The organism is Snodgrassella sp. B3088, assembly GCF_026535815.1.
Lineage (GTDB): Bacteria > Pseudomonadota > Gammaproteobacteria > Burkholderiales > Neisseriaceae > Snodgrassella > Snodgrassella alvi_E.
In genome coordinates this window covers 94,569-118,235 of sequence record NZ_JAFNPG010000009.1, presented here as the reverse complement: position 1 = coordinate 118,235, position 23,667 = coordinate 94,569, and the positions used below count along the sequence as shown (strand labels likewise).

The following is a 23,667-nucleotide window of genomic DNA, read 5'->3' as shown; positions in this document are numbered from 1 at the left end:
CTTATCAGGAACTGGCTGCTGTGGTAGTGGGGGTGTTTTCAAAGGTCTGATATAGGGTAACCACTTTTTGCACGCCAGAGGTGGTGCTGATGGCTGCGGTGACAGCCTGCTGTTCTGCTGGTGTCAGAATACCCATGACGTAGGTAACACCGTTAAAGGTAACAACCTTGACGTGATTTGGTGAAACGCCTTTGGTATTGAGCAGGTTGGAACGGACTTTTGATGTAATCCATGTGTCGTCCGTCACATGGCTCAATTTACGGTTCTGACTGGCGATGTCTATGTAGTTGTAAACTTTCTGTGCAGCAGGCTGAGCACGGGCTACGCGTTCCACAAGATTTTTGTCATTTTCGTTGGCTACTAGTCCGAGTAGCAGGATTTGCCGATTGTAGCTGATAACGGATAAGGTTGGCTGGAATTTGCTTTCCTGTGCTTGGCTGTTGAGATAGGAAATGGCGCCATCGTGAATGCGTACTTCCATTATTTTGTCATCGGTCTGAGCGCCGGTAGTGCGCCGATCGGTGACAGACAGGGTGCCAACGGCAGCTCCGCCTACCAGAACAGCCGGACATCCGGTGAGGGTGGTGGTCAGACACAGCCCCAATGCCAGGGCAGACAAGTATTTTTTCATGAGATACACCTGTAATTTGTATTGATGCTGTTTATAAACCACCGAGCAATAATTGGTCAATCTGTGCGCACAGGGCATGAATGGTAACCTGATGTGCTTCAAGTACGCGCAGGGGATGGTCTCCAGGGACGTTTAGCCACAGGTCATCATCGTGTAGCAAGGCGGCTACTTCGCCACCACTGCCGCCGGTAATGGCCAGTACACGCATATCGCGCTCATGGGCAGTTTTGATTGCACTGACGAGATTTAGGCTCTGGCCATCGGCTGAGAGTACGCATAGCATATCGTGCTGTTTGCCGAGCGCATGAATCTGTTTAGCAAAGACATCTTTGGGTTCGCTATCTGTCAGCGTGCTGATTACGGAAGGATTGGTACAGAGAGATAAGGCAGCCAGAGCCATGCGATCCTGTTGCAGGCGGGTAACCATATAAGCGGCCAGTGTGTTGGCCAGAGAAGCATAGGCGCCATTGCCGGCTATCAGCAGTTTGCCATCGCTCATCAGAGCCATGAGAATGCCCTGAGCCACTTCGGCAATGGGTTCTGCCAATAAATCAGCGCATTCGTTTAGTAGCTGGGCGCTATCGACAAAGTGTTGATGGGCGGAAATGGGTTCTGTCATATAAGTTTATGTGTCAATTAATATGAATTTGCGCTTTGTGTTTTGAGCCGATAAGGCAGCCGGATAATGTGCCCGTTGTTCGGTTAAATAGTATTTCTGGTGGTGGTAAGGTATTTCCGGTTGGTGCTTGAATACGAATGCAATGTGACATCGTGGTATAGTATTCATTTAAGGCTGAGTGCTGCCGGTATTCTGCCTTGACACTTAAATGATCACTTAACCAGATTACGGATTGATAAATGCAAGTCCATTACCAGAAAGCTGTTGCCAGCATTGTACCGCAAACCCTTTATGTAGTGGCTACTCCAATTGGTAATCTGGCTGATCTGAGCTTTCATGCTCTGGCTGTGTTGTCGCGAGCTGATTTGATTTGTGCCGAAGATACGCGGGTAACTCAGCAATTGCTGCGGGCTTATGGTATTTCGGGCAGGCTGATTAGTGTGCGTGAGCAGAATGAGCAAAGTATGGCGCAGCGGGTGATTGATGCACTGGCAGCAGGAGAAGTTGTGGCACAGGTTTCGGATGCCGGTACACCGGCGATTTGTGACCCCGGTGCCCGTTTAGTTACGCGGGTGCGAGAAGCTGGATTTACGGTATCACCTGTGACTGGTCCCAGTGCGGTGATGGCTGCTTTAAGCGTGGCTGGAGTGACGGAATCTGATTTTTATTTTGCAGGTTTTCTGCCGCCCAAAAGTGGCGAACGTCAGCAGCGTTTAAAGGAGTGGCAAAAAGCAGTTTGTCCGGTGGTGATGTTTGAAACTCCGCACCGGATTATGGATACGCTGGCACAGATGGCTGTGTTGTATCCTCTGCGTAGTATGCTTTTGGCGCGAGAAATTAGTAAAACTCATGAAACTTATATAACGGGTACGGTGGCGCATATCCAGACGGTTTTACAGACGGATGCTAATCAGAAACGTGGCGAGATGGTATTGGTGCTGCATCCGGCCGAAGTTGAAAAGCAGGCTGATTTGTCTGCTGAGGCAATCCGTGTGATGCAGATTTTGGTGCAGGAACTGCCTACCAAGCAAGCCGCCGCTTTGGCTGCGGAAATCAGTGGTGAGAGTAAAAAAGCACTGTATGACTGGGCAATTGCTGAGAAAAACAGCCTGAATAATACATAATTATTAGGACATGTTAAAATAGTTTAACCTTGATGCTATTTTACACAATGCTGGGCATTGTTTATGATAATGTCTGAATTGGCTGTTGCCGCCGCTATCGCGCGGCACCCCCTGAACATTGCAATGATTTAAGGTAAACCGTTATGTTGAAAAAAAACGTAATTCGTTCCAGCTGGTGTTTGCTGGTGCTGGCATTAGGTGCCTGTACTATTTTCAAACAACCGGCAGCACCGACAGAAACGGGCAGCAGTAACGCCGGTACTGCTGCTACCACTGCCGACAATCCTTATGGTGCCCCGCCGTATACACCACCGACAGACACGCCTCCGGCTTATACGCCCAATGCTGGCGCCACAGCCACAGGTTATGTAGGCAATTATTCACCAGTTGATATCAATGCTGCTACGCATACGGTACAGCGCGGTGACACGGTATACAATATTTCAAAACGTTATCAGATTACGCAGGATAATTTACGTGCCTGGAATAATCTGGCTGATAATAATATTCGTCTGGGGCAGGTGCTGCGGGTGAAGCCGGCTGGGTATGTTGCACCGGCCGGAAGCAAAAATACCACCACTACGGTAACGACGCCGGTAAGCACAGCGAATGTGACAACGACCACAAGTACGACCACGACGACTACACCATCTAGCTCTACTACTGTCTCAACAAGTAAAACCGTAAGCACTGGTGGTGTGCGCAGTGTAAGCGGTATTGAATGGCAGCGTCCGACTGCCGGTAATATTCTGCAAAGCTTCGGCGGCAGCAGTAAGGGAATCGATTACGGTGGCAATGCTGGCCAGCCAATTATGGCCGCCGCTTCCGGTAAGGTGGTGTATGCCGGTAATGGTTTGCGCGGCTATGGTAATCTGATTATTGTGCAGCATAATCAAACCTATCTGACTGCTTATGGCAATAACCAGAGTATTATGGTGAAAGAAGGCCAGCAGGTGAAACGTGGTCAGCAGATTGCCACGATGGGTAGCACCGATGCTAAGCGTACCCAGCTGCATTTTGAATTACGTGAGAATGGTCAGCCGCAGGACCCGAGCCGCTATATCCCAATGTAAGCAGTTAAGTCCAATCAGCAGATTGGCACTGAAGAGCATCTGTTTTCTGAATTTGGTAAACAGATGCTTTTTTATCTTTGTTAATTTGAAATTTTACATCTACTTTTTGCGAATAACTAATGGTATCCGTGGCTATTTGTGTATATTACAGTACCGGTATATTTGTTTTTAAAATTTCAGAATAATCACAATATATATTGACAGTTTTAATATAAAAACAATAGGTTGAAGGCTGATAACTGCCTTGTTGTCTGACAATTATGTGTCAAACAGACGGGCAGTTCTTTCTTTTTATTTGTGATGGCTGATAAAAAGCAACAGAAATGATTTAGGCATTGGATGGATTTAAGAACTGGCTGGCGAACTGGATGTCAGCAAAAAAACTTAAAGCCGCGATAAAGCTATGCTGTACATTTTTTGCCGGTATAGTCTCGCCATTCAGTTCGAGATCACGTGTGGCACAGCCGTCGGCAATTAGAATAGGTTGAAAATTAAGTTCTGCTGCCTGGCGGGTAGTGGAATCTATGCACATATGGGTCATCATTCCGCAGATAACTAATTGTTCTACTGCCTGTTTTTGTAGCTGCGTTAGTAGATCGGTTTGTACAAAGCTATTGGGGAAATTTTTGCGGATAATCCATTCTGTCTGGGTGGCGATGGGCAGTAGCTGTGGATGAAGCTCTACTCCATGGCTATCCGGCAGGAAAAAAGTTGCATTATTACGAATATTGATATGTTGAATATAGAATATTGGTAGCTGCAGCCGGCGAAACTGTTGGCGCAATCTGAGTATATTTTCCAATGCCATTTGTGGCTGATGCAATGCCATTTTTCCTTGGGGGAAATAATCATTTTGCACATCGATGATAAGGAGTGCTTGTTTCATATATGTTTTCATGTTTGTTGTGAGGCTTCTATTATCTGTAATTAGCATGCAATACTGAACGGGTATATGAAAGCAGTAGGCAGGATTTATTTTCAGGATGAAAATATGGATAAAAAAGACCGGGCAATTGTGGATTTGTTGAAAATCAATAGCCGGATGTCATGGAAAGAAGTTGGGGAAAAAGTATTTCTGAGTGGTCAGGCAGTGGGGCTAAGGGTACAGAGCCTGCTTGATAGAGGCGTGATTGAGCGGTTCACGGTGTCAGAATATTATGAGTCAGAACAGTTTATTACGATTTATATGAACGGCAGCCGGTTTGAGGAATTTGAAAATATGGTCAGTCGCTTTGCTGCGGTAGAGGCTCTGCACAAAATTACAGGGGACGGCTGTTATTTTATCCATACTCGTTTTGCTGCTGCAGAACTGGAGCAGTTTTTGCAGCAGGTGGCGTTGTATGCCCGATATAAAGTTAGTCACAATCTACGCAGAATTAAATGAGTGCAGGTTTTAAATCTGGTGGCAGGCAGCCAGTATGCTGTTTTCGCTCAGACAATGCATACGGGCAAAATCGATGCTGTTTTGTAGCAGTCCTTTATCTTCTTCACATTGTGCTTCTGTTTCGATAATCAACATCTGTTGCGGCCGGCCGGCATGCAAACTCATACGCATTTGTGCCTGAGTAAAGGGAAGGTTGTGCTTTTGTGCAAACATACGGGCGCGGCTATTGGCCGTTTTCAGCATGGGGATTAAGGTGATATCCAAGTGAAAAATGCGCACGCCCATTACCAGGATACGGGCAGCAAACCAGTCTGCTTCTTCACTGATAATGTCTGGTGTAGGTTGATCAGAACTGAGCCGCTGTGCGGCTATTAACATGGCTACCATCCGCAGTTGTGGAATCAGTGCTTCACTAAGCATATACGGGCTTTGAAATTGTGGCTGAAGCTGTAACAGGTCGCTTCGGTGCTGATTGCCATCTACAATCATATACCAGCGCTGAAGTTGTGGTACAGGTGCTTCAGTGTGCTGCATTCGTTTCTGCGGTAATACCGGCATTTTATTCTCCAATAGTTGTTGATTCATTGTTATTGCCTTAGTGTACGAGGCGTTTATGGTATAAAAAAACCGCCTCGGATTGGCCGGGCGGTTCACTTTGTTTTTGCTTATGTTTTTTTAAATAAACGCAAAAAGGCACCGCACCGAGGTGTGGTACCAATAATAAGCAAAAGAGAAAGTGTGTTTAGTTTTCATTTTTATACAGTAAAACATTCAATGAGTGGTGTCAATAATTATTTTCTTCGCCCCAACGCGCTATCAGCCGGTGCGGAATCTGCAACTGATCCAGAATTCGTGCTACTACAAAATCTACCATATCTGCTACGCTTTGCGGATGCTGATAGAAAGCCGATACCGGTGGTAGGATACAGACGCCTAGACGTGCGAGTTTAAGCATATTTTCCAGATGAATGGCTGAAAGCGGGGTTTCTCGCGGTACGATAATCAGTGGTCGCTGTTCTTTGATGCAAACATCGGCTGCGCGTTCGAGCAAATGATCTGAGGTACCGGCAGCAATGGCGGCAACACAGCCCATGCTTGCCGGACAGATGATCATGGCATCTGCGGGATTAGAACCGGAGGCGGGTGGAGCAAACCATTCATCACGGCCAAATGCGGTGAGTTGAGATGGGTCGACCCCGAATTCACTACATAAAGCTGCGGTACATTGCTTGGCGTTGGTAGGTAGATGCCAATTGATTTCCTGCTGTGCCACTATCTGTGCAGCTTGTGAGTACAATAACCAGACTTTGATATTTGCTTGCAAAAGGCACCCCAGTAGTCTTTTGGCATAAGGCATGCCTGAAGCGCCGGTTAAGGCGAGGGTGACGGTTTTTATGGATCGGGCTGCTGAAAAAATCATGATAAGACTGGTGTGTGGCAAGATATGGCTGTTATTATAGCCACTTTGCTTTCGATATTACATTTGTTATGCAGGTGTTTTATGCATTGGCAAAGATTAATCAATTAATCATTATGTTATGCCCATGAAGTTAATAAAACTGGGCAGATTCAGTAAACCTGCTGCCTGTTGGCGGGGAAAAATTATGTCTGGGTTCAGTTTGGCATAGAACCTCTAGGCATCCAGTGGAAAATCAAACATGTTGTGGAAGAATTTATTATGGTGGCCTTGTCTATGTGCCAGCATGTTGGTGGGGTGTGCTCAGGTCACACCTTATGCGCAAGAAGAGCGCGAATGTGATTCAGAGGCTATGGCCAAAGCTTTATTGCAGGCTGACCAGCCCATAGGCAGTAAAGGTTTTCGTTGTGCGGTAGTCACAAAAGATGTCACGGTGCTGAAACCGGAACGTAGTACTCCGCCGGAAGTGAGCCTAAATATCGACCGGCCGGCTATTGAAGTCAGCAAGTGTTTGCACGATAAGTTGCAGTCTCGCTTTAATCTTCCACGTGAATTTTATCGAATAAGCAGTTATCCGAATGGTAGCCAGACGCTGGCGCTGGTTAATCCATTTACCGGTAAAGAAGGATTGCAGATAGATGTGGTTAAAGCGGGTATGGCGCAGAGTACGGTTAATTTATATGCAAATGGTATGACGTTGTCGCAGGCATGGCGGAAATTCCCTGAGCTTTGTCGTTAGCCGTGGAAAATTTCTGCCTCGGCGGCCGGCAATACAAAACCCCTCAGAAATGAGGGGTTTTGTATTGAGCAAATAGTGGCTAATGGTTTATTTGCCTGCTTTGAGATTTTGCCATAAGCGCAATTCGTATTTCAGAGTATCGGATTTGGCCGGTAAAACGAGATAGCTGTTGGCCAGCACTTCATCTGATGGGAAGATGCTGCTGTCTTCGCGATATTCTTTTTTCATCAGTTGTTTTGCTGGCAGGCTGGCGGGTGCATAGGTGACATGGTTGCCATTGCGGGCAGCAATCTGGGGTTCGAGAACCCAGTTTAGATAGCGGTAAGCATTTTTCAAGTTGGCGGCATCTTTGGGAATGGCCAGAGTATCCACCCATAGAGATACGCCTTGTTCAGGAACTAAAACCTGAATATCTTTTTTACCGGTGGCTTCTAGCCGACGACGTTTGGCGATATTTAAATCGCCACCAAAGCCGATGGCCACGCAGACATCTCCTCGAGCTAGATCGTCGATGTAGCCTGAAGAAGAGTAGCGCAGCACGTTGCTGCGGTTGGCTTTGATGAGATTGGCAGCCATGTCTATATCGTCTTTGCTTTGGCTGTTGGGATCTTTACCTGCATAGTGCAGTGCCAGCGGAATCATTTCTACAGGGCTGTCCATGTAGCTGATGCCGCAGCTTTTCAGTTTGTCTGTATATTTCGGATTGAAAACCAGATCCCAGCTATTTTCTGGCATTGGGGTGTCACCCAGTGCGGCATTGACTTTCTCAATGTTGATGGCGATGGTATTCATACCCCAGTAATTGGGGACAGCATATTGGTTGCCCGGATCGACATCTTTTAATAAATCAAGTAATTTCGGGTTAATGTTTTTCCAGTTGGGTATCAGACTCTTGTCTAGCGGCTGATAAGCGCCAGCTTTAATCTGTCGGCCGACAAAGGAGTTGGACGGACCAACGATGTCGTAGCCAGACTGTCCGGTTAGGATTTTGCTTTCTAGTGTTTCGTCGCTGTCATAATAGTTGTAGGTAACTTTTATGCCGTATTTCTTTTCAAATTCACTGATGGTTTTTGGGTCCACATAATCAGACCAATTGTAGATTTTCAGTGTTTTAGTTTCGTTCAATGTGCCGGTGCTGCTGGCCGCTACGGCAGAAGCCGGCTTGGTGCCGCTATTTTCATGAGAACCGCTGCAGGCGGCCAGTATGCATAAAATCAAACTGGATAAACTCAGGCTGGCTGTGTTTTTCATGTTTGTCCTTTTCAAAGATGCGCCTGTTTTAGGCTGGCATGGTGATGGGGTATGATCACCTTGTAACTTCATATTCTGTGTGCTTAGGGCTAACTATACCGTAATCGGGTAGGGGTGTTGTCGGATTTGTCATTTTGGCATGGTTTTTAGCCAGTTCTGGTATGCTTATGCGTAAAACTGCGGTAAGATAAGCACATGATTTTAACAAGGGCGGTAGTTGGGATAGTTTATCCAGTGTCCTGTTTTTAATATCCATATTCAGGCAGTCTGTGTGTATACAGACTGCCTGAATACGATTAATCGCCCGTTCAACTGAAACTACCATGAAAACAGCAGATTTACGTTCTAATTTTCTTAAATTTTTTGCCAGTAAGGGGCATCAGGTGGTGCCGTCTTCTTCGCTGGTTCCACCTCAGGATGATAAAACCCTGTTGTTTACCAACGCAGGCATGAATCAGTTTAAAGATGTGTTTCTGGGTTTTGACAAGCGTCCGTACAGCCGCGCAACCACGGCACAGAAATGTGTACGCGCCGGAGGTAAGCACAACGATCTGGAAAATGTAGGCTACACTGCGCGTCATCATACGTTTTTTGAAATGCTAGGCAATTTCAGCTTTGGTGATTATTTCAAACATGATGCGCTACATTTTGCTTGGGAATTCCTGACGAGTAAGGATTGGCTTAATCTGCCAAAGGAAAAGCTGCTGGCTACCGTTTATGCAGATGATGATGAAGCCTATAATATTTGGTTGAATGAAATCGGCCTACCGGCAGAAAAAATTATTCGCATTGGCGACAATAAAGGTGCGCGCTATGCTTCGGATAATTTCTGGCAGATGGGTGATACTGGCCCTTGCGGTCCATGCTCAGAAATTTTTTACGACCATGGTGAACATATTTGGGGAGGCCCTCCGGGTAGCCCTGAGGAAGATGGTGACCGTTTTATCGAAATCTGGAACTGTGTGTTTATGCAGTATAACCGCGATGAAAACGGCAATATGAATCCGCTGCCAAAACCTTCGGTCGATACCGGTATGGGACTAGAGCGCGTGTCTGCGGTATTGCAGCAGGTGCACAGTAATTATGAAATCGATTTGTTTGTGCATTTACTGCATGCTGTAGCTCGTGTGGTTGGCGTGCCTTACAGTCAGGAAGTACCCAGCCTGAAGGTGATTGCCGACCATATCCGCTCTTGTGCCTTTTTGATTGCTGATGGTGTACTGCCGAGCAATGAAGGACGTGGCTATGTATTGCGGCGCATTATTCGCCGCGCGGTACGCCATGGCTACAAACTGGGCTGTAAACAGGCGTTTTTCCATTTGCTGGTAGCTGATCTGGTGCAGGAAATGGGTGCGTCTTATCCAGAACTGGTAGAAAAACAGGTACAAATCAGCGAGGTGCTGAAACAAGAAGAAAGCCGTTTTGCGCAGACGCTAGAAACGGGTATGGCCTTATTGGAAAATGCTTTGCAGGATGGTGGTAATACGCTTGCCGGTGAAGTGATTTTCAAGCTGTATGATACTTATGGATTCCCTTATGATTTAACTGCTGATATTGCCCGTGAACGCAATATTAGTCTGGACGAAGCAGGGTTTGAGCGCGAAATGGCTGCTCAGCGTGCGCGTGCGCGTGCGGCGCAGAATTTCAAAGCCAATACCCAGTTGGCTTATGATGGAGCAGATACTGAATTCACTGGTTATCATGAGCGTCAGAATGAAAGCACGATTTTGGCTTTGTATAAAGACGGTGAGGCAGTTGAACAGTTGCACGCAGGTGAAACTGGTGCCGTGGTGATTGATTTCACGCCATTTTATGCCGAATCTGGTGGTCAGACAGGTGATATGGGCTATATTTTTGCTGGTGAAAACCGTTTTCAAGTAGATGACACGCAGAAAATTAAGGCAAAAGTGTTTAGTCAGTTTGGAGAAATGGTTTCTGGCAGCCTGAAAGTCGGCGATGCGGTTACTGCTCAGGTAGATAGTGCTTTGCGTGAAGCAAGTATGCGTAACCACAGTGCGACTCATCTGATGCATCGTGCCCTGCGTGAAGTGCTGGGTATGCATGTTGAGCAGAAAGGCTCGCTAGTGAATGCAGAGCGTACACGCTTTGATTTCTCACATACGCAGCCGGTAACCAGCGCCCAATTGGCAGAAGTGGAACGCCGTGTAAATCAGGCTATTGTGGCCAATGTGCCGGTTTGTGCTCAGAATATGAGTTTTGATGATGCCATTGCCGCTGGTGCCATGGCGCTATTTGGTGAGAAATACGGCGATGAAGTGCGTGTATTGAGCATGGGTGAATTTTCCACCGAGCTGTGTGGTGGTACTCATGTGGCACGTACCGGTGATATCGGCCTGTTCAAGATAGTATCTGAGAGTGGTATTGCCGCCGGTGTACGTCGCATTGAGGCGGTAACCGGCTTGAATGCGCTACAGTATGTACAACAGCAGGAAGATTTGCTGAAAGCCGCAGTAGTGGAGGTGAAGGCTCAGACTGCTGAAGACCTAGTGCCTAAACTGCAAAGCATGCACAGCCAAATGAAACAGCTGGAAAAAGCACTGAGCGAAGCCAGAACAGAGCTAGCCAAACATGCGGGCAGTGCGCTGCTGGCACAGGCTCAGGCTGTGGGCACTGCGCGGCTAATACTGAACCAGATCGATGCTGACAGTAGTGCGTTGCGCGATATCGCTGCTGATTTGGTTTCACAAGGTGAGAATATTGTGGTGGTTTTGGCTGCTGTAAATGATGGTAAAATTGCCGTTACTGCAGGTGTATCGAAAGCCCTGAGTAAAACAGTTAAAGCAGGAGAGCTGGTTAATTATGTGGCTGCGCAGGTTGGTGGAAAAGGCGGTGGCCGTCCTGATTTGGCACAGGCAGGCGGCCATGATGTGGCAGCGTTGCCGAAGGCACTGGCCAGTGTAACTGACTGGTTAGCTGCTAAAGCAGTGTAGAGATATTTCGCAGATGAAAACAGCAAACGGTTTATGGAAGATAATTACATAAGCCGTTTTTTTGCTTACCAATAGGAGAATGAAAAATGCAGAGGTATGTTAAAGCTTGTCTGGCTGCGTGGATGCTGATGGTATCGGTGTGTACGTTTGCCGCAACGCAAGAACAGCTGGCGCAACAGCAATTGCAGCAGAATGTGGATGCGGTGTTGTCGGTAGCACGTGACAAAAGTCTGAATGAGCAGCAGCGAATCAGTCAGATTGAGCGCTATGCGGATCAGTATTTGGATTACGAGCGTATATCAGCTTTGGCAGTAGGGTTGCCGTGGCGGCAATTTACTGCGCAGCAGCGGCAGGATTTCAGCGCGGCTTTCAAGAATATGATTGTACGAATTTACGCACATTCTGCTTTGATGGGTGCCAGCAATGCAACGGTAAAAGTCCTGCCCAAAGTGGTGAATCAGGGTAATAACAAACTGGAAACCTTCACTGAGATTGTCAGTGCCAGTGATAAACATTATACCGTGGGTTATCAGATGTATTATTCCAATGGGGTATTTAAAATTTATAATTTTCGTGTGAACGGCACTAGCTTAGTGACGGTCTACCGTAATCAGTTTGATCAGTTAATTCAGCAGCAGGGTATTGATGCAACGATTGCTCAACTTCGGGAAAAGGGGCTGGGTAAGGTGCAGATGAAGAAGTAAAGATATATTTGTTGAAAAAACGGTGGCGAATATGTATTCGTCACCGTTTTTTTTATTCTATAATGGCCGGTTTTTAATTTTGCCGTAAATAAACAAAATAATACAGGCGAAGATAATCGAAGCGATTAAACCGGCTTTTTCTCCTGCATGATACCAGCCAAAAGCCTGACCAACATATCCAGCGAGTAAGGAACCACCAATACCCAGTAGTGTGGTAACAATCCAGCCAATTTGTTGTTTGCCTGGATAAATCAATTTGGCAATCACGCCAATGATGAAACCTACTACAATTGTCCAGATTAAGCCCATGTTGTACTCCCTGAAAATAAGGAAACTTTATCTTAATCCTTGAAACTTATGAGATGTTCGTTACTGATGTAAAATCACTAATTGAAATGCTTATTTTAAATAAATATGTGTTATCAGTATGTTATGTTTTGGGTAGTAAGGCGGTTTTTTGGTATGAGAATGAAATTTTAGTTTATGTTTGATGATGCATCGAAACAAGAAACGTGAGTGAATATCAAATGGCAAATATTGATGAGATGGACGAAAAAAAAGCATAACTGAAAAGTTATGCTTTTTGATTATTACTCACTATTTAGTGATTACCAGCATAGGTATTAACAGTGCGGTATGGAGTGTTTTCAGGAGTTGAATCAGAAACATGAGTATTCTGGCCATTTTGAGCAGTAGATTCTGCAAAATTGCGCACATCGGTAGTGTCATTCTGAGAATTAGCCAAAGCAAAACCAGCAGTCATTGTTAAAGATGCAGCCAATAAAGCAGTAGAAACTAATTTTTTCATTTTGTTTCCTTTCAAATTTTATTATCAAGATACCTTAAATCTTAAAAGCAAAGTGTAAACTTTGCTTTTGCAATGAGGCTATATTAATACTTTATTGGTATTTTGATAATATCTGATTAGTTAAAGCTGGTTTTCCTGTAAGGAAATCCATGTTGATGTTTATATCATTAGAAAACAGATTAAAACATCATTTTATCAATATTAAAGTAGCCTTATTTGAGTATAAATATTCTATAGTATCTAAGCAATAACTAGATATTAAGAATTTAATAATGTTGTTTATTTTCCATAAACGGGTAATCTATTGCAAATTTTCTGTACTTTTTCAGCCACCTCTAAAATTACCTGCTGATTATCTGCGTTGTCCAGTACGTCGGCAATCAAATGACCTAGCTCGCGGGTATCGGCTTCAGTAAAGCCGCGGGTAGTAATGGCGGCGGTACCTAGACGAATACCTGAGGTGACAAACGGTTTTTCTGGGTCGTTGGGAATGGCATTTTTGTTCACAGTGATGTGAGCCTGTCCCAACACTGCTTCGGCAGTTTTTCCGGTCAGTTTTTTCGGCTGTAAGTCCACCAGAAATACATGGCTTTCTGTGCGGCCGGATACGATGCGCAAACCACGTTCAATCAGGGTTTCTGCCAGTACCTTGGCATTGGCTTTAATCTGACGGGCATACTGTTTGAATTCTGGCTGCAAAGCTTCTTTAAATGCCACGGCTTTGGCGGCAATCACATGCATCAGTGGGCCGCCTTGCAGGCATGGGAAAATAGCAGAATTAAGCGCTTTGGCATGTTCTTCGCTGCGGCACATAATCACACCACCGCGTGGGCCGCGCAGGGTTTTATGGGTAGTGGTAGTGACAAAATCGGCAAACGGTACTGGATTTGGGTATTCTCCGCCGGCTACCAGACCAGCGTAGTGTGCCATATCCACAAACAGATAGGCGCCAACTTTATCGGCAATGGCACGGAAACGTGCCCAGTCGATTTCCAGTGCATAGGCAGAAGCGCCAGCGACAATCATTTTCGGTTTGTGCTCAAGAGCCAGTTGTTCTACTTGTGCGTAATTGAGGATTTCGTTTTCATCCAGGCCATAGGTAATGGCATTATATAAGCGTCCGGAAATGTTGACGCTGGCGCCATGAGTGAGGTGGCCGCCATGAGCCAGTGACATGCCCAGAATGGTGTCACCTGGTTGCAGCACACTGGCGTACACTGCCTGATTGGCTTGTGAACCGGAGTGTGGTTGCACATTAACATAGGTAGCGCCAAATAGTTGTTTGAGGCGGTCTATGGCCAGTTGTTCCACTTCGTCTACGTATTCACAACCGCCATAGTAGCGTTTGCCTGGATAGCCTTCGGCATATTTGTTGGTTAGCTGGCTGCCCTGAGCTTCCATTACAGCGCAGCTAACATAGTTTTCTGAGGCAATTAATTCCACATGATCTTGCTGGCGCTGGTCTTCGCGGGCAATGGCTGCGGCTAGCTGTGGGTCGGATTTTTCGATGGTTAACGCTTTGGAAAACATGGCGGTCTTTCCTTTTATGAAAGTAGAGAAATAAAGAGAGTGCTGTATGCAGCGAATGAGATTGAGTCGCGCTTATTTTAACTGATAGTGATGGCTGTGTGGCTGAATTTGATGCCTTGCCATGATGAAGGGAATTCATACAATGCGAATGTTTTGCAGTCAGGGTCAGACTGTGGGAAAAATTATTGTACAAAATGCTGTGCAGATGTAGTACTTAATACTGCCGAGTATAGGATACGAAACTATTAGTTGGCTGATGGTGCGTGTTGATTAAATAAACAAACAGCCCTGAATGATTCAGGGCTGTTTGGATACGGTATATGATGAATTACATTTTCATAGAACCGGTTTTTAGGAAATGTTCGTGCCAGCTTAAGGCTTCCGTCAGGATGTGTGGCGTATGAATACCTTTTGCGGTCTGCAATGCACGATCATAATAATCTTGCAACTGGTCGCGATAATCAGGATGTGCACATTTTTCGATAACCACTTTTGCACGCTGCCGTGGAGCCAGTCCACGTAGGTCGGCCAGACCTTGTTCGGTAACAATAATCTGTGTATCGTGCTCGGTGTGGTCAACATGCGATACCATCGGCACGATGCAGGAGATTTTGTCATCCTTAGCAGTAGATGGGGTAACGAAGAAGTTTAGGAAGCTGTTGCGAGCAAAGTCGCCGGAGCCGCCGATACCATTCATCATGCTGGTACCCATTACGTGCGTAGAGTTGATATTGCCGTAAATGTCCGCTTCAATCATGGAATTCATGGCAATAATGCCTAAGCGGCGTACCAGTTCAGGATGATTGGAAATTTCCTGCGGACGCAGAATAATGCGTTCACGGTAAAAATCAATATTGTCGGCAAAGTCTTTGAATGCTTTGGCAGACAGAGAGATGGCTGTAGCGGAGGCGGTGGCCATTTTACCTGCGCGCAGCAAGTCTAGCATGCCATCCTGTAATACTTCAGTATAGCCGAAAAGATTTTCAAACGGACCGGTTAACAGACCAGCCAATACAGCATTGGCCACATTACCTACGCCGGACTGAATTGGCAGCATTTCTTTCGGTAAGCGTCCCATTTTGATTTCCTGAGACAGGAAGTCTACGATGTATGCGGCAATCTGTTTGGATTTGTCATCGGGTTCGCTGAATACATTGTCGCGGTCTGGAGCATTGGATTCTACAATGGCTACCACTTTGTTTAGATCGACTTTCATGTATTTTTCACCGATGCGGTCGTCTGCACGGGTCATGTTGATTGGAGTGCGATGAGGCGGAATGGCATTGCTCACCGGGATGTCGTGCATGCCTTCCATCTGTACCGGCAGACCAGTATTCACTTCCAGAATCACTTTATCGGCCATATCCAGCCAAGTCTGGTTGTTACCAATGGCAGTAGACGGAATCAACAAACCATCTTCGGTGATGCCCAGCACTTCGATAATAGCCACGTGCATGTGACCCAGAAAGCCAAACCAAGCTTGCTGCGCAACATGTGATAAATGCATGTCGATGAAGTTGACATCACCGTTATTGATTTCCTGCCGCATGTGGCGGTCGGTATTAAAGGGCAGGCGCTGATTAATAGCATGTGCATCAGCCAGAACGCCATCACACTCAGGTGCTGTAGACGCACCAGTCCAGACATTGATTTTGTACGGCCGGCCGGCAGCGTGTTCTGCACGAGCAAAATCGGCAATTGCCTGCGGTAATACTTTAGGGTAGCTGGCTCCGGTAAATCCGCTCATGCCAACATTGGCATCATTTTGAATCAGGGTTGCAGCCTGAGCAGCAGACATCAGACGGGAATGAAGTGAGGTATAACGGATGCGATCCTGTACGGACATCGTGTTTTCTCCTTATTAAATCAAAAATGCCTGACCCTTGCCTGGCTAGAGTGAGGCGTGAAGGATAAATGTTGTCTTTGCCGTTTATCTCTTTCGGAATGAATGAGAAGACGTAATGACGCTATCAACGGTGTGCATTTTACTGTAAATAATTGTCTTATGCTGTTTTGTCTGTGCATGGGTAAGGGGCTGTGCTGTACACATAGATAAATAATTATAGATTAATAATCAGTAAGATTAATTAATTCAGTATGTTGTGAATATGTCTATTGAGGAAGCATGCAGATGTTTACATAAATTTTTACTATTATTGCTTAAATATTCATAGCTAGAATTTTTCTGAAATGGATGATTTCAGGAAAAGAATTGCTGCATCAGATGAGCTGTCTGCTCAAAGAGTCCGGCCGGATTAAATGGGTCAAGCATATGCTGCGGATTGAGCTTGCGTAGCCATGTGAGCTGGCGTTTGGCTAGCTGGCGAGTAGCCACGATACTGCGTTCTACGAAGGTGTCGTAATCAATGATACCATTCAGATAATCAAATGCTTGCCGGTAGCCGACACAACGCATGGAGGGTAGGTCTGAGTGCAGGTCTGGGTATTGCAGACGCAATGCTTGCACTTCTTCTACAAAACCCTGTGCCAGCATGGTATGGAAGCGGGTGCCAATCTGAACGCGAAGGTGAGCACGGTCGGCTGGCAGCAGTGCCAGTGTGCATACGTCTACAGATGGTTGCTGGTTTTGCTGATTGGCCAGATGGCTACTCATCGGGATACCGGTAATATGATAGATTTCCAGTGCCCGTTCTATGCGCTGGCTATCGCCGGCAGGCAGGCGTGCAGCCGTAATTGGGTCTACTTTCTGCAATAAAGTATATAAATAATCCATGCCATGCTGTTGTTTTAGTTTTTCCAGCTCGGCACGGATATGTGGATTGGCTTCAGGCAGGCTGCTGAGCCCCTGAGTAAGGGCGTGGTAATACATCATTGTGCCACCCACCAGTAAGGGAAGGTGGCCGCGGCTGTGTATCTCTTTAGCTAAGCGTACACAGTCACTCACAAATTGGGCAGCGCTATAGCATTCCAATGGGGAAATGATATCAATCAAATGATGCGGTACTGCCTGCTGTTCTGCGGGTGTGGGTTTGGCGGTGCCGATGTTCATGTCCCGATAAATCAAAGCTGAATCCAGACTGATGATTTCTACCGGAAATTGAGCAGCCAGATTCAGAGCTAAACTGGTTTTACCGGAAGCTGTGGGTCCCAGAAGCGCAAATACTTTAGGCAAAGATGTAACCATCGCAGTAACTCTGTTTTTAAACGATTATTGTAGCTTGAACTAGCTAAATCAGCGAATGATAGTTAAATGGCAGCAGATAACTGCTATTTATGTGGCGATATCTGAAGTTGGTGGGTATTCGAAGAAAATTGTTTGTTTTTAGTCCAAAGCTATGCTGTAAATTAGGCAATATTTGCAAAATCAATGCTAATTTTTCAACAGTTTGCAAATAAAAGTGAGCATTTTATAGTTTGTATTTGAAGACAAATGCTAGTCAGCACTTAGATCAGATTTGTGTACACGCTGTTGCCAAGGTAATAATCATTTATTTTAAAATTATCAGGATTTACAGCTGATTAGCCCTTGAGTGTGATGTTGCGCCTGATTCATAATAATTTTGCTGAAATTGGAGGATTACAATATGGAAGTATATTAATGTATTACCCTTTATAATAAGCCATAAAAACCAAGGCAGTTGAATTCTGGGTGAGCTACTTTGTTAGGAATATGCGATTCATGAATAGCCAGTTTAACCATATCGGGATTGTGACCCGGCCGCAAACACCGATGATGAGTGAAGTACTGAATGAACTTATTGCTTTTTTATGTGAAGCAGGGTTATCGGTGTATCTGGACGGCGAGGCACAAGCTGATAATCATATCAGTGCGGCTAATTTGCATTGCTATCAGATCATTACCAAATGTGAAATGGGAAGACGCTGTGATTTGGTAATGGTGTTGGGCGGTGATGGCACACTGCTCTCAGTGGCTCGCAAACTGGCTCCCTATCGTGTGCCACTGATTGGTATTCATCAGGGGCACTTAGGGTTTCTAACACAGGTACCGCGTGCTCAAATGGTTAGCGAACTAACCGGCATGCTGACGGGCAAATATCTGCCAGAAGAGCGTATTCTTCTGGAAACGACGGTAGTTCGAGAAGGCAGAGACGTTTACCATTCACTGGCACTAAACGATGTGGTACTTAGCCGTGGTGCGCTGGGGCAGATGATTGAATTTGAAGTATTCATTAATAAAGAATTTGTTTACACCCAGCGTTCGGATGGTCTGATTGTGTCCACACCAACGGGTTCTACAGCGTATGCACTTGCGGCCGGCGGACCAATTCTACAGCCCACGTTGCGTGCATTCAGTTTGGTGCCTATCTGCCCGCAATCGATGTCAAACCGCCCGATTGCTGTAAGTGATACCAGTGAAATCGAAGTGTTGATTACCAAAGGCGGGGATGCGCGTGCGCATTTTGATGGGCAGGCATTTTTTGATTTGCAGACAATGGATAAAATCCGTATTAGTCGCTACCGCAATTCACTACGTATCTTACATCCAGTGAATTATCAGTATTACCGTACTCTACGCCAGAAACTGCACTGGGGTGATCAGCTGGTATGAAATGTGGCTGATAGTTTCTAATACATCTACATCCTTATTTAATTACGTTAATTTTTGGCTTTAGCTAACGTGGCATGACAGATGGTAATGCTTTAAAAGTGTAAGGCATGTAGTAAAAATTAATAAAATCGAAATTTTTATAATTAATTTTAGTTTTTTCTAAAAAATACCTTGCACTTTTTTTAAAAAATACTAAAATCAGCCCTGAATCATGGATGCTTTCTTGAAGAAAGGCTGTTTATGCTGCTGGCGTTGTCTTTACGTGACTTTGTGATTGTGGATGAACTGAACCTGAGTTTTCAGAGTGGATTTACCGTTCTGACTGGGGAAACTGGTGCCGGCAAATCAATCACACTGGATGCGCTGGGGTTGTTACTGGGTGATAAAGCAGATTACGGCCAAATACGGCATGGTGCTAAAGAAGCGCAGTTATCAGCCCTGTTTGATGTAAGCGATGTCCCGCAGGCGCAGTCCTTACTACAGGAACAGGGCTTATTGGATGCACAGGAAACGCAGCTGAGTATCCGCCGTACCATTGATGTGAAAGGCAAAAGCCGCAGTTTTATCAATAATCAGGCTGTGACACTGGGACAACTGCGCCAAATTGGTGAATTACTGATCGATATCCATGGCCAGAATGCTCATCATTCGTTAAATAGTGAAGCTGCGCAGCGCGTTTTACTGGATGCCTTTGCTGGGGCGGATAAGGAAGTTGCACGTGTGCGAGAAGCCTACCAGCGCTGGCAGGAAGCCGAACGCGAGCTGGAAAAAGCTCAGACTCAAGCTGACAGCCTGAATATCGAACGCGAACGCCTACAATGGCGCCTGGATGAGCTCAGTGCTTTAAATGTGCAGGAAAATGAATGGGAAACGCTGAGTCAGAGCCATGATGCGCTGGTACATGCAGCCGATATTCTGCACACAGCTGCCAGCGTAGAAGAGATTCTCAATGGTGATGATGGCTTGCAAAGCCGTTTGTTTCACTGCCGCCAGCAACTGGCTGCATTGATTAAGGCTGCACCGGCTTTTGCCGATAGTGTGACTCTGCTGGAATCGGTAGAAGCCGAGCTGGGTGAAGTCAGTGCTTATCTGCGCGAAGCCAGTGCCAGTGTAGAAACTGACGAAAATCTGCTGGTACAGCAGGGACAGCGGATGCAGGAATTAATGAGCATGGCACGCAAATATCGGCTGGAGCCACCGCAATTGCCGGAAGAATTGGCCAGAGTGGAATCTGCATTAAATGAGCTGGAAGCAGCGGCTGATATTGAGGCTTTGCGGGCGAGAGTAGCAGAGCGTGAAAACGAATATATGCAGGTAGCCCAGCAATTATCTGCCCGCAGGCATCAGGCAGCAGCGAAATTGGCTAAACAAACTACAGCTCATATGCAGAATCTGGCCATGCAGGGTGCACGTTTTCATATTGAACTACTCAGTGCTTCTCCCTCTCTGCATGGTTTAGAACAGGTGCAATATCAGGTAGCCGCCAATCAGGGCACACCTTTACGTGCCATGAGTAAAGTGGCCTCTGGTGGTGAGCTGGCGCGCATCAGCCTGGCACTGCAAATGGTAACCAGCCAGTACAATGAAGTTCCTACACTGATTTTTGATGAAGTGGACACTGGTATCGGCGGTGCAGTGGCGGACGTTGTTGGCCATGCTTTGCGCAGTCTCGGGCAAAACCGTCAGATTCTGGCAGTTACCCATTTACCTCAAGTAGCTGCTTGTGGCCAGCAGCACTGGCAGGTGCGCAAGCACAGCAGTAAAGGTCAGACTATAAGTGAAATAAAGGTTCTGACTGCCGATAGCCGGATAGATGAGATTGCCAGAATGCTAGGCGGTGAAACCATTACTGATACCACGCGCAATCATGCTCGCGAGATGTTGGCGCTAGCACAAAAGTAATTTGGTTTGACTATATACAGCATCTGGCACCAAGAAGGTGGTGGCTATCGTACTTTGGTTTGGGAAGTTTTTTTGCTGATTTTGCCTACAGTAAACTACTATATTTTTATCATATAGTTTGAAATACCTTAACGAAAAATTTGCCGCCCGTATAAACAATTTTATCTATTAAGAAGTATTTGCAACTGTATATGACTTACTGAATCAACAATTAACGATGTGAATCAGCTAACATGCGAAAGAATTACGGATCAATTTGTTCACAAACCCCAATCAGTCAGCTTGATTGTACAGATACAATGCTAGAAAAGAGTTTGTATTATCCACGGTGGTAGGAGGTACAGCACCGTAAAACACCTATAAGCAGGGATGGTTTAGGCAGAGGTATTGTATAAGAAAGTATGTTTGCTAACGGTACAATATAAAATCAAACAATTATCCAGTAGGTTGTTTTTTTATCTCTAGTAATTTTCAGCTTAATCCAGCAATCCGATACTGTAGAAAACTGACAAATATCATTTATCAGATAACAGCTAAAATATGATAATGAGCTTCAGATATGATTCAACGAAATAGTGCTTTATTTAGGTATTAAATCTGATTTAATAAACAGAAAGAATATTTTTGAGAGTAAGTAGTTATTTATTCACAGCCTGTACATGTTAGGCAGAGAGGGCCATGGAAAATAATATCCAGATGATAAATAGCTGTACTTTGTCCTAATTAATATGTTGGGCTTCTGCCCAGAGACTATTGGGCAAATGCATGCACGTTGTATAATCATATTTTTCAATTATCTGTGATGAGCTGATGATGAGCGAACCACATAGTGATGAGACATTGGATGTTATCGGCCTGAATTGCCCGATGCCGATTCTGCGTGCCAAAAAAGCCTTGGCCGCGATGGAGGCTGGAAAGATATTAAAAGTGCTGGCAACCGATAAAAATGCGCCAGACGATTTTGCCGCTTTTTGCCGCCAGACAGGCCATCAGCTTCTACAAGTGCATAATGGCGAAGATGGTGTGATGCAGATGTGGGTGAAACACCGTTAGTTTTCGCGCTGCTGCGGATAAATAGCGGCATGAATACGATGTTTAGCCGTTCCATGCTGGCTACGGTGGTTTTACAATCTAAATAAGCCTAACTGTATTATTGAGCTGTAAAACAGTTTGTTAACGAAACGGATGCAGATGCAGACTCTTACTCTAACCAGACCAGACGATTGGCACCTTCATGTGCGTGATGGTGCAGCCTTAAACGCAGTGGTGCCTTTTAGTGCACGTCAAATGGGACGAGCGGTGATTATGCCTAATCTGAAGCCGCCGGTAACTACTGTTGCTGCTGCGCTGGCTTACCGTGAACGAATACTTGCCGCTGTACCGGCCGGCAACGGTTTTCAGCCACTGATGACTTTATATCTGACCGACCAGAGCACGCCAGCGCTGATTCGTGAGGCCAAAGCCGCCGGTATCATAGCGTGTAAATTATATCCAGCTGGTGCTACGACCAATTCGGCTGCCGGTGTCAGTGATTTATGGGCTCTGCTGCCTGTACTGGAAACCATGGCCGAAGTAGGCATGCCTTTACTGGTGCACGGCGAGGTAACCGATAGTGAAGTTGATATTTTTGACCGTGAAGCGGTGTTTATTGATGAATTGTTGCAGCCATTACTACAACGTCTGCCTGAACTGAAACTAGTATTTGAGCATATTACAACCATCCAAGCTGCTCAGCTGGTGGCGGCAGCAGGTAAGAATGTGGCTGCTACGGTAACGCCACAGCATCTGTTGTATAACCGTAATGCTCTGCTGGTAGGAGGCATGCAACCGCATCATTATTGTTTACCGGTACTGAAGCGTGAAAGTCATCGACAGGCATTGATACAGGCAGTATGTGGCCCACAATCTCATAAATTTTTTCTTGGCACAGACAGTGCGCCGCATGCGCAGACGCACAAAGAATGTGCCTGTGGCTGTGCCGGAATATTTAGTGCTTTTGCCGCTATTGAGTTGTATGCTGAAGCATTTGAGCAGGCCGGCGCACTGGATAAATTACAAGCTTTTGCATCGGAAAACGGACCAGCATTTTATGGTCTGCCACGCAATACAGATACCATTACACTGGTAAAAACCAATCGCTCGGTACCGGCATATTACCCGTATGGCCATGAGCGTTTGGTGCCACTACGTGCAAATAACACAATTAGCTGGACACTGGTGGAATAGGCGCTTATGCAGAAATTAGAGCAGACCCTGTCCGCTACAGTGCATCAGACTCAAATACGAGTACGCGGTTTTCATGTGGATGTATACCGGCATGTTAATAATGCACGATATCTGGAGTTTTTAGAGGAAGCGCGCTGGGAATATTTTGATACGGCTGGGCTGACGCCATTATTGGCTGAAGCGGGCTGCGGGATGGCAGTGATTAATATCAATATCAGCTATCGACATAGTGCTGTGTTTGGCGATGATTTGCTGATTGATACTGCTTTCAGTAGGGTGCATTCGCGCAAGGTCGAAATAAGCCAGTCTATCTTTCTGAAAGATACTGGCCAGACTGTTGTTCAGGCACTGGTAACGTTTGTGGCATTCGATCAGCAAAATAATAAGGCAGTTTCTTTTCCTGCTGCTATTTTGCAACGTTTCAAAACGCTAATGCTACATGATTGCATCCAAAAAAACCCTGCTTAAAGCAGGGTTTTTTCTGGACTGAATTATCAGGCTTTGCCGTCTGCTTCGCGCAGCATGGCATAAATTTCATCTTTAAGACGTAATTTTTCCCGTTTTAGTTCATCCAGATTTTCCAGCCCGCTGGTTACCGGATTGTTGGTCAGGCCGGTGATTTTATCATCAAGACGGTTGTGTTCTTCAAATACATTAGCAAAATGAGTGTTTTCCGCCTTTAATTTGCTAATTAGGTCACGATATTCAGGAAACATATAACATCCTTTACAGTTTGGTAAAAATGATTTTTATTATTTTGCATTCATTATAGCTTAA

General features: G+C 45.6%; 24 protein-coding genes. 11 read left to right on the top strand and 13 right to left on the bottom strand.

Going from position 1 to position 23,667, the window contains the following annotated elements:
* Nucleotides 1-4: 4 nt before the first annotated feature.
* Both J3U75_RS07325 and J3U75_RS07320 read right to left on the bottom strand, forming a co-directional pair.
* Nucleotides 5-631, bottom strand: coding sequence for a BON domain-containing protein (locus J3U75_RS07325; protein ID WP_267391276.1), 627 nt, complete (start codon nt 629-631; stop codon nt 5-7).
* 31 nt (nt 632-662) lie between these two features.
* Nucleotides 663-1,250, bottom strand: a complete 588-nt coding sequence (locus J3U75_RS07320; RefSeq protein WP_267391275.1) for a D-sedoheptulose-7-phosphate isomerase — start codon at nt 1,248-1,250, stop codon at nt 663-665.
* 239 nt (nt 1,251-1,489) lie between these two features.
* On the opposite strand from J3U75_RS07320, the gene rsmI reads away from it, so the two are divergent.
* Both rsmI and J3U75_RS07310 read left to right on the top strand, forming a co-directional pair.
* Nucleotides 1,490-2,374 (top strand): 16S rRNA (cytidine(1402)-2'-O)-methyltransferase, encoded by an 885-nt coding sequence (gene rsmI / locus J3U75_RS07315; RefSeq protein WP_267391274.1) that lies wholly within the window; start codon nt 1,490-1,492, stop codon nt 2,372-2,374.
* Nucleotides 2,375-2,517: 143 nt separating this feature from the next.
* A complete protein-coding gene (locus J3U75_RS07310; RefSeq protein WP_100139770.1) occupies nt 2,518-3,447 on the top strand; it encodes a peptidoglycan DD-metalloendopeptidase family protein in 930 nt (309 codons plus the stop codon).
* Between the two features lie 328 nt (nt 3,448-3,775).
* On the opposite strand, the gene J3U75_RS07305 is transcribed toward J3U75_RS07310, so the two are convergent.
* On the bottom strand, nt 3,776-4,333 hold the full coding sequence (locus tag J3U75_RS07305) for a cysteine hydrolase family protein (RefSeq protein ID WP_267391273.1): 558 nt from the start codon (nt 4,331-4,333) through the stop codon (nt 3,776-3,778).
* A gap of 105 nt (nt 4,334-4,438) precedes the next feature.
* Between J3U75_RS07305 and J3U75_RS07300 the strand changes: the two genes are divergently transcribed.
* A complete protein-coding gene (locus tag J3U75_RS07300; protein ID WP_180295864.1) occupies nt 4,439-4,831 on the top strand; it encodes an Lrp/AsnC family transcriptional regulator in 393 nt (130 codons plus the stop codon).
* 9 nt (nt 4,832-4,840) lie between these two features.
* Here the strand turns inward: J3U75_RS07300 and J3U75_RS07295 are convergent, their stop codons facing one another.
* Nucleotides 4,841-5,416, bottom strand: coding sequence for a hypothetical protein (locus J3U75_RS07295; RefSeq protein WP_267391271.1), 576 nt, complete (start codon nt 5,414-5,416; stop codon nt 4,841-4,843).
* Between the two features lie 199 nt (nt 5,417-5,615).
* A complete protein-coding gene (locus J3U75_RS07290) occupies nt 5,616-6,251 on the bottom strand; it encodes a flavin prenyltransferase UbiX (RefSeq protein WP_267391270.1) in 636 nt (211 codons plus the stop codon).
* 238 nt (nt 6,252-6,489) lie between these two features.
* Here J3U75_RS07290 and J3U75_RS07285 point away from each other — a divergent pair, with 238 nt between their 5' ends.
* The gene (locus J3U75_RS07285) at nt 6,490-6,987 is read left to right on the top strand and encodes a hypothetical protein (RefSeq protein ID WP_267391269.1); all 498 of its coding nucleotides are present in this window, start codon (nt 6,490-6,492) and stop codon (nt 6,985-6,987) included.
* A gap of 87 nt (nt 6,988-7,074) precedes the next feature.
* Here the strand turns inward: J3U75_RS07285 and J3U75_RS07280 are convergent, their stop codons facing one another.
* Both J3U75_RS07280 and J3U75_RS07275 read right to left on the bottom strand, forming a co-directional pair.
* Entirely contained in the window at nt 7,075-8,238 is a 1,164-nt protein-coding gene (locus tag J3U75_RS07280) for a polyamine ABC transporter substrate-binding protein (RefSeq protein ID WP_267391268.1), read from the bottom strand.
* Nucleotides 8,239-8,293: 55 nt separating this feature from the next.
* Entirely contained in the window at nt 8,294-8,563 is a 270-nt protein-coding gene (locus J3U75_RS07275; RefSeq protein WP_100152267.1) for a hypothetical protein, read from the bottom strand.
* Here J3U75_RS07275 and alaS point away from each other — a divergent pair.
* Both alaS and J3U75_RS07265 read left to right on the top strand, forming a co-directional pair.
* Nucleotides 8,562-11,189, top strand: a complete 2,628-nt coding sequence (alaS, locus tag J3U75_RS07270) for an alanine--tRNA ligase (RefSeq protein WP_267391267.1) — start codon at nt 8,562-8,564, stop codon at nt 11,187-11,189. The genes J3U75_RS07275 and alaS overlap by 2 nt on opposite strands.
* An 86-nt stretch (nt 11,190-11,275) precedes the next feature.
* Nucleotides 11,276-11,893, top strand: a complete 618-nt coding sequence (locus J3U75_RS07265; protein WP_100139778.1) for an MlaC/ttg2D family ABC transporter substrate-binding protein — start codon at nt 11,276-11,278, stop codon at nt 11,891-11,893.
* A gap of 57 nt (nt 11,894-11,950) precedes the next feature.
* Here J3U75_RS07265 and J3U75_RS07260 read toward each other — a convergent pair whose 3' ends face one another.
* The 5 genes from J3U75_RS07260 to miaA all read right to left on the bottom strand — a co-directional run bounded on the left by J3U75_RS07260 (nt 11,951) and on the right by miaA (nt 17,376).
* Nucleotides 11,951-12,202 carry a GlsB/YeaQ/YmgE family stress response membrane protein gene (locus tag J3U75_RS07260; RefSeq protein ID WP_100139779.1) on the bottom strand — a complete coding sequence of 84 codons (252 nt, stop codon included), beginning with the start codon at nt 12,200-12,202 and terminating at the stop codon, nt 11,951-11,953.
* A gap of 292 nt (nt 12,203-12,494) precedes the next feature.
* On the bottom strand, nt 12,495-12,701 hold the full coding sequence (locus J3U75_RS07255; protein ID WP_100139780.1) for a hypothetical protein: 207 nt from the start codon (nt 12,699-12,701) through the stop codon (nt 12,495-12,497).
* Between the two features lie 279 nt (nt 12,702-12,980).
* Nucleotides 12,981-14,231, bottom strand: a complete 1,251-nt coding sequence (gene glyA / locus J3U75_RS07250; RefSeq protein WP_267391266.1) for a serine hydroxymethyltransferase — start codon at nt 14,229-14,231, stop codon at nt 12,981-12,983.
* Nucleotides 14,232-14,559: 328 nt separating this feature from the next.
* Nucleotides 14,560-16,077 carry an acetyl-CoA hydrolase/transferase family protein gene (locus J3U75_RS07245; RefSeq protein ID WP_267391265.1) on the bottom strand — a complete coding sequence of 506 codons (1,518 nt, stop codon included), beginning with the start codon at nt 16,075-16,077 and terminating at the stop codon, nt 14,560-14,562.
* A gap of 354 nt (nt 16,078-16,431) precedes the next feature.
* A complete protein-coding gene (miaA, locus tag J3U75_RS07240) occupies nt 16,432-17,376 on the bottom strand; it encodes a tRNA (adenosine(37)-N6)-dimethylallyltransferase MiaA (protein WP_267391264.1) in 945 nt (314 codons plus the stop codon).
* 495 nt (nt 17,377-17,871) lie between these two features.
* Here miaA and J3U75_RS07235 point away from each other — a divergent pair, with 495 nt between their 5' ends.
* From J3U75_RS07235 to J3U75_RS07215, 5 genes are all read left to right on the top strand, one after another.
* Nucleotides 17,872-18,762: an NAD(+) kinase gene (locus tag J3U75_RS07235; protein WP_267391263.1), complete on the top strand. Its 891-nt coding sequence runs from the start codon at nt 17,872-17,874 to the stop codon at nt 18,760-18,762.
* Between the two features lie 240 nt (nt 18,763-19,002).
* The gene (gene recN, locus J3U75_RS07230) at nt 19,003-20,664 is read left to right on the top strand and encodes a DNA repair protein RecN (RefSeq protein WP_267391262.1); all 1,662 of its coding nucleotides are present in this window, start codon (nt 19,003-19,005) and stop codon (nt 20,662-20,664) included.
* Nucleotides 20,665-21,477: 813 nt separating this feature from the next.
* A complete protein-coding gene (locus J3U75_RS07225) occupies nt 21,478-21,717 on the top strand; it encodes a sulfurtransferase TusA family protein (protein WP_370387156.1) in 240 nt (79 codons plus the stop codon).
* Nucleotides 21,718-21,855: 138 nt separating this feature from the next.
* Nucleotides 21,856-22,890: a dihydroorotase gene (gene pyrC, locus J3U75_RS07220; protein WP_267391261.1), complete on the top strand. Its 1,035-nt coding sequence runs from the start codon at nt 21,856-21,858 to the stop codon at nt 22,888-22,890.
* 6 nt (nt 22,891-22,896) lie between these two features.
* A complete protein-coding gene (locus J3U75_RS07215; RefSeq protein ID WP_267391260.1) occupies nt 22,897-23,358 on the top strand; it encodes an acyl-CoA thioesterase in 462 nt (153 codons plus the stop codon).
* A gap of 26 nt (nt 23,359-23,384) precedes the next feature.
* On the opposite strand, the gene J3U75_RS07210 is transcribed toward J3U75_RS07215, so the two are convergent.
* On the bottom strand, nt 23,385-23,606 hold the full coding sequence (locus tag J3U75_RS07210) for a YdcH family protein (RefSeq protein ID WP_100139789.1): 222 nt from the start codon (nt 23,604-23,606) through the stop codon (nt 23,385-23,387).
* Nucleotides 23,607-23,667: the final 61 nt, after the last annotated feature.

Bases quoted from the DNA above. Each gene is read 5' to 3' on its own strand.
- J3U75_RS07325 (WP_267391276.1), bottom strand. From the start codon at position 631: ATGAAAAAATACTTGTCTGCCCTGGCATTGGGGCTGTGTCTGACCACC.
- J3U75_RS07320 (WP_267391275.1), bottom strand. From the start codon at position 1,250: ATGACAGAACCCATTTCCGCCCATCAACACTTTGTCGATAGCGCCCAG.
- rsmI (WP_267391274.1), top strand. From the start codon at position 1,490: ATGCAAGTCCATTACCAGAAAGCTGTTGCCAGCATTGTACCGCAAACC.
- J3U75_RS07310 (WP_100139770.1), top strand. From the start codon at position 2,518: ATGTTGAAAAAAAACGTAATTCGTTCCAGCTGGTGTTTGCTGGTGCTG.
- J3U75_RS07305 (WP_267391273.1), bottom strand. From the start codon at position 4,333: ATGAAACAAGCACTCCTTATCATCGATGTGCAAAATGATTATTTCCCC.
- J3U75_RS07300 (WP_180295864.1), top strand. From the start codon at position 4,439: ATGGATAAAAAAGACCGGGCAATTGTGGATTTGTTGAAAATCAATAGC.
- J3U75_RS07295 (WP_267391271.1), bottom strand. From the start codon at position 5,416: ATGAATCAACAACTATTGGAGAATAAAATGCCGGTATTACCGCAGAAA.
- J3U75_RS07290 (WP_267391270.1), bottom strand. From the start codon at position 6,251: ATGATTTTTTCAGCAGCCCGATCCATAAAAACCGTCACCCTCGCCTTA.
- J3U75_RS07285 (WP_267391269.1), top strand. From the start codon at position 6,490: ATGTTGTGGAAGAATTTATTATGGTGGCCTTGTCTATGTGCCAGCATG.
- J3U75_RS07280 (WP_267391268.1), bottom strand. From the start codon at position 8,238: ATGAAAAACACAGCCAGCCTGAGTTTATCCAGTTTGATTTTATGCATA.
- alaS (WP_267391267.1), top strand. From the start codon at position 8,562: ATGAAAACAGCAGATTTACGTTCTAATTTTCTTAAATTTTTTGCCAGT.
- J3U75_RS07275 (WP_100152267.1), bottom strand. From the start codon at position 8,563: ATGGTAGTTTCAGTTGAACGGGCGATTAATCGTATTCAGGCAGTCTGT.
- J3U75_RS07265 (WP_100139778.1), top strand. From the start codon at position 11,276: ATGCAGAGGTATGTTAAAGCTTGTCTGGCTGCGTGGATGCTGATGGTA.
- J3U75_RS07260 (WP_100139779.1), bottom strand. From the start codon at position 12,202: ATGGGCTTAATCTGGACAATTGTAGTAGGTTTCATCATTGGCGTGATT.
- J3U75_RS07255 (WP_100139780.1), bottom strand. From the start codon at position 12,701: ATGAAAAAATTAGTTTCTACTGCTTTATTGGCTGCATCTTTAACAATG.
- glyA (WP_267391266.1), bottom strand. From the start codon at position 14,231: ATGTTTTCCAAAGCGTTAACCATCGAAAAATCCGACCCACAGCTAGCC.
- J3U75_RS07245 (WP_267391265.1), bottom strand. From the start codon at position 16,077: ATGTCCGTACAGGATCGCATCCGTTATACCTCACTTCATTCCCGTCTG.
- miaA (WP_267391264.1), bottom strand. From the start codon at position 17,376: ATGGTTACATCTTTGCCTAAAGTATTTGCGCTTCTGGGACCCACAGCT.
- J3U75_RS07235 (WP_267391263.1), top strand. From the start codon at position 17,872: ATGAATAGCCAGTTTAACCATATCGGGATTGTGACCCGGCCGCAAACA.
- recN (WP_267391262.1), top strand. From the start codon at position 19,003: ATGCTGCTGGCGTTGTCTTTACGTGACTTTGTGATTGTGGATGAACTG.
- J3U75_RS07225 (WP_370387156.1), top strand. From the start codon at position 21,478: ATGAGCGAACCACATAGTGATGAGACATTGGATGTTATCGGCCTGAAT.
- pyrC (WP_267391261.1), top strand. From the start codon at position 21,856: ATGCAGACTCTTACTCTAACCAGACCAGACGATTGGCACCTTCATGTG.
- J3U75_RS07215 (WP_267391260.1), top strand. From the start codon at position 22,897: ATGCAGAAATTAGAGCAGACCCTGTCCGCTACAGTGCATCAGACTCAA.
- J3U75_RS07210 (WP_100139789.1), bottom strand. From the start codon at position 23,606: ATGTTTCCTGAATATCGTGACCTAATTAGCAAATTAAAGGCGGAAAAC.